This is a genomic window from Pseudomonas sp. XP2, from assembly GCF_053557975.1.
In genome coordinates, this window is sequence record NZ_JBNRIK010000023.1 from 12,134 (window position 1) to 16,795 (window position 4,662).

5 protein-coding genes are annotated in these 4,662 nt (G+C 62.0%); 4 read left to right on the forward strand and 1 reads right to left on the reverse strand.

The genetic code is table 11. The features are described 5' to 3' along the window. Nucleotides 1-23: 23 nt before the first annotated feature. Nucleotides 24-260: a YdcH family protein gene (locus ACK1VC_RS21540; RefSeq protein ID WP_016488607.1), complete on the reverse strand. Its 237-nt coding sequence runs from the start codon at nt 258-260 to the stop codon at nt 24-26. A gap of 252 nt (nt 261-512) precedes the next feature. On the opposite strand from ACK1VC_RS21540, the gene ACK1VC_RS21545 reads away from it, so the two are divergent. From ACK1VC_RS21545 to ACK1VC_RS21560, 4 genes are all read left to right on the forward strand, one after another. Then, nucleotides 513-2,150: a phosphoethanolamine transferase gene (locus ACK1VC_RS21545; RefSeq protein WP_016488606.1), complete on the forward strand. Its 1,638-nt coding sequence runs from the start codon at nt 513-515 to the stop codon at nt 2,148-2,150. A 115-nt stretch (nt 2,151-2,265) separates the two neighbouring features. Next, nucleotides 2,266-3,399: a ribonuclease D gene (rnd, locus tag ACK1VC_RS21550; RefSeq protein ID WP_016488605.1), complete on the forward strand. Its 1,134-nt coding sequence runs from the start codon at nt 2,266-2,268 to the stop codon at nt 3,397-3,399. After that, nucleotides 3,396-3,689: a YcgL domain-containing protein gene (locus ACK1VC_RS21555; protein WP_016488604.1), complete on the forward strand. Its 294-nt coding sequence runs from the start codon at nt 3,396-3,398 to the stop codon at nt 3,687-3,689. The genes rnd and ACK1VC_RS21555 overlap by 4 nt, the downstream gene beginning before the upstream one ends. Nucleotides 3,690-3,691: 2 nt before the next feature. Beyond that, entirely contained in the window at nt 3,692-4,624 is a 933-nt protein-coding gene (locus ACK1VC_RS21560) for a D-2-hydroxyacid dehydrogenase (protein ID WP_191086877.1), read from the forward strand. The last annotated feature ends 38 nt before the right edge of the window (nt 4,625-4,662 follow it).

A 4,662-nucleotide genomic window follows, 5' to 3' on the forward strand; every position in this document is an offset into this window, starting at 1 on the left:
CGCGTTCAGGCCTGTGAAATCAATCAGGATTTGGGCGGATGGATGATCCGTTCGATCTTGTCCTTGATCAGCAACCGTTCCTTGCGCAGCCGGTTGACGGCGTCGTCGTTGGTACCGTTGCCTTCGGCGGCGACCACCTCCTTGTCCTTGGCGTTGTATTCCTTGTGCAGCGCGTGCAGCGCCTGGTCCTTGTCAATGAGCGCCTGGAATGCATCAGCGGTAACGTGCAGGTCAGCGAGCAGATCATGCGGAACTGGCATTTCTTCACCTCTGTCAGGGTTGTCGGTAAGGTCCTGACCACTGAGGATAGCCGCGTTTGCGCAGGCTTGTGAGGGCGGCCACGCTGAATGGCAGCTGAATGACTTTCACGAAATTGATAAAAGACCACGCTTCACGAAATTGTTACCGTCTTTTTCACAAAAAATTGATGATGCGCTTTCTAGAGTTCGCCCAACTTTCCCACGGTGCCATCCGGCCTGGGGGCTGATAATCACTCTTGATTGCGAACGCTGATGCTCAACCTTAAATCCCTGCGGACTGAATGGGTCACGCTGCTGGCCAGCCTTTACCTGCTGATTGGCTTGAACATGTTTCTCTGGGAGCACTTGCAAGAGGTGGTGCCCGCCGGCCTGTCAGGGCTTTGGCTGAGCCTGGCGTTTGCGGTGCTGATGCTGTTCGCCTTCAACCTCATTCTCACCCTGGTTGCCTTCCGTTATGTATTGAAGCCGGTACTCATCGTGTTGTTCATGAGTGGCGCGGGCGCGGCTTACTTCATGAACCAGTACGGTGTACTGATTGATGCCGGCATGTTCCGCAATATGGCTGAGACCAATGTTGCAGAAGTGCGCGATCTGATGTCGCTGAAGTTTGCTGCCTATATCCTGTTATTGGGTGTCTTGCCGTCAGTGTTGTTGTGGAAGGTGCAGATCGCTTACCGCCCCTGGCACCGCGAGCTGCTGGGCAAGCTGGTGGTCAGTGGTGCCTGTGTCGTGGCCCTTGGCTCGGTAGCGCTGGTCAATTATCAAGGGTTGTCGTCGCTGTTTCGCAACCACCACGAACTGCGCCTGATGCTGACCCCGAGCAATATCGTTGGGGCCTCCATCGGTTATGTCAGCGAGCGGGTCGGTACTGCCTCGCGCCCATTCCAGTCTTATGGCGAAGATGCCAAGCGAGATGCCGCCTGGCAAAAACACGAGCGCAAGTCGCTGACGGTGCTGGTCGTCGGCGAAAGTGCCCGGGCAGACCATTTCGGCGTGCTGGGCTACGAGCGCGATACCACGCCGAACCTGGCCAAGGAACAAGGCCTGCTGGCGTTTTCCGATGTGCACTCGTGCGGCACGGAAACCGCAGTCTCGGTGCCGTGCATGTTCTCGGGCATGAAGCGCAAGGATTACGATGCCCGCGTGGCGAAGAACCGCGAAGGGTTGCTGGACGTTCTCCAGCGTGCCGGCCTGGCCGTGCAGTGGCGTGACAACCAGTCGGGCTGCAAGGGTACCTGCGACCGCGTGCAGTTCATTGATGTCAGCAACCTCAAGGACCCCCAACTGTGCGCCAATGGCGAATGCCATGACCAGATCCTGCTGCAAGGTCTGGACGAGCTGATCGACAACCTCGACAGGGACACCGTGCTGGTGCTGCACCAGATGGGCAGCCACGGGCCGGAATACTTCAAGCGCTACCCCAGTGGCGGCGAGCGCTTCACGCCGGTATGCCAGAGCAACGCACTTAACCAGTGCAGCGAGCAGGAGATCATCAACGGCTATGACAACACCCTGGCCTATACCGACAAGGTGCTGGCTTCGCTGATCGACACCTTGCGCAGCAAACAGGACAAGGTCGACACGGCCATGATCTACCTGTCCGACCACGGCGAGTCGCTGGGCGAGTACAACCTGTTCCTGCATGGCACGCCTTACCCCATCGCCCCTGAGCAGCAAAAGCACGTGCCGCTGCTGACCTGGTTCTCCGACAGCTACAAGGAGGACTTCGGCCTCGACACCGACTGCCTGGCCAAGCTCAGCGATGCCCCGCTGTCGCAGGACAACCTGTTCCACTCCATGCTCGGCCTGTTGCAGGTGCGCACCGAGGTCTACCAGCAGTCGCTGGACATGTTCGCCAGCTGCCGGCCTTGGCTGGCGGCCAAGCGCTGAAATGCCGTTCCTTCACTCACAAACAGCACCACTGATCGATATCAAGGATGGCCCGGGTTTCACCAGCAGTGCCCGCGCCGTATATACTGCGCGCCAATGTTAGTGGGAGAGCCTCGTGGCCATCGAAATTCACTGGATCCGTGACGACCAGAGCCTGGCCGAACACTGCCGCGACTGGCACCAACTGCCCTTCGTCGCCGTCGACACCGAATTCATGCGGGTCGACACCTTCTACCCGAAAGCCGGGCTGATTCAGATCGGTGACGGCCAGCGGGCCTTCCTGATCGACCCGCTGCTGATCGGCAACTGGCAACCCTTGGCCGATCTGCTGGAAGACTGCGGTGTGGTCAAGGTGCTGCACGCCTGCAGCGAAGACCTTGAAGTGCTGCTGCGCCTGACCGGCAAGCTGCCGCAGCCGCTGTTCGACACCCAGCTGGCTGCCGGTTACCTGAACCTGGGCTTCTCCATGGGCTATTCGCGCCTGGTGCAGGAGGTGCTGGGTATCGAGCTGCCCAAGGGTGAGACCCGCTCCGACTGGCTGCAGCGCCCGCTCTCTGAAACCCAGATCAGTTATGCGGCCGAGGATGCCGTGCACCTGGCCGAGCTGTTCACGGTGCTGCGCCCGCGTTTGTCCGACGACAAGTACGCCTGGGTGCTGGAAGACGGCGCCGAGCTGGTGGCCGCATTGCGCCGTGAAGTCGAGCCCGAAAGCCTGTACCGCGACGTCAAGCTCGCCTGGAAGCTGGCCCCCCAGCAACTGGCGGTGCTGCGCGAACTGTGCGCCTGGCGCGAGCGCGAAGCGCGCAACCGTGATGTGCCGCGCAACCGCATCCTCAAGGAACACTCGCTGTGGCCCATGGCCAAGAGCCAGCCGAACAACCTGTCGGCGCTGGCCAAGATCGACGAGATGCACCCGCGCACCATTCGTCAGGACGGTGAGTTTCTCGTGCAGCTGATCAAGCGCGCGGGCAGCCTGCCTGCCGAGCAGTGGCCAGCGCCGTTGCCTGAACCACTGCCGATCGAGGCTGCGGGCATTCTCAAGCAACTGCGTGCCATCGGCCAGGCCGAAGGCGAGCGCCTGGGCATTGCCCCCGAGCTGATGCTGCGCAAGAAAGCCCTGGAAGCGCTGCTCAAGACCGGCTACCCCCATGGCCCTTATCAACTGCCCGATTCGCTGCGCGGCTGGCGCCGTGAGCGCATGGGCCAGGCCCTGCTGGACAACCTGGCAGCTGCCGGAGAAACCCGATGAAACGCATTTGCTCGATCTACAAGAGCCCCCGCAAGAACGAAATGTACCTGTACGTGCTCAAGGCCGACGGCCTGGAGCGTGTGCCCGAAGGCCTGTTGCCGGCCTTTGGCACCCCCATGCACGCGTTTGACCTGGTGCTTAGCCCCGAGCGCAAGCTGGCCCGCGAGGACATCACCAAGGTGCTGGAAAACCTCGATAACCAGGGCTACCACCTGCAGATGCCGCCGCTGGAAGATGAGTACATCGAGCACCTGCCCGAAGAGCTGTTGCGCCGTAACGACCCGGTCTGACCATGCGTGTACTGATTGCTGAGCATGACCATGCTCGTTACGCCGGGCTTTTGCGCGAAACAGCGCCGAACGTGGAAATCCTGACCAGCGGTGACTCCGCCGAGCTGGCCCGTAAGGCAGCGCAGTGCACGGTGTGGCTGGGCCAGCCGGACTTGCTGGCGAGCTTGCTACGCCAGGGCCTCAAACCGGAATGGATGCAATCGACGTGGGCCGGTATCACGCCGTTGCTGGCCGATGGCCTGCCGCGTGACTATCGCCTGACCCGTGCGGTGGGCATATTCGGCCAGGTGATGGCCGAGTACATGCTGACCTACATGCTCGGCCATGAGCGCGAGGTGCTGTCGCGCCTGGTGAGCCAGGTCGAGCGGCGCTGGGATGACCGCCCGGGGCGCACGCTGGAAGGGCGCAAGGTGCTGATTGTCGGCACCGGCGACATTGGCCAGCGGGTGGCCGAGTTCCTGCAGCCGTTTGGTGTGGTGCTGTACGGCGTAGCCAGCAGCGCCCGGGAACAGGCACCGTTCGTCGAGGTGGCTGCGCTGGCCGACTTGCCACGCATGGTGGGCCAGGCCGACTACGTGCTCAACCTGCTGCCGGACACCCCTGCTACCCACGACCTGTATGACGCGGCGCTGTTCAAGTGCTTCCAGGCCACGGCGTTGTTCATCAATGCCGGGCGTGGCGCGGCCGTGGTCGATGCCGACCTGGTAGAGGCACTGAAGCAGGGCCATCTGGCCGGAGCGGTGATCGATGTCTGCCGGCAGGAGCCGTTGCCCCGGCAGCACCCGTTCTGGACCGCCTGGGGGCTATTGTTGACCGGGCACAGCTCGGCACCCACCTCGCCGGCAGCGATGGTGCGGTTGTTTGTCGAGAATGTGCGGGCTTATGAAGCGGGGCAGGGGTTGCGTGGGGAAGTGGACTTTGCCCGGGGCTACTGATTGATGTTGCCTGTGCCGGCCTCTTCGCGGGGGCGGGA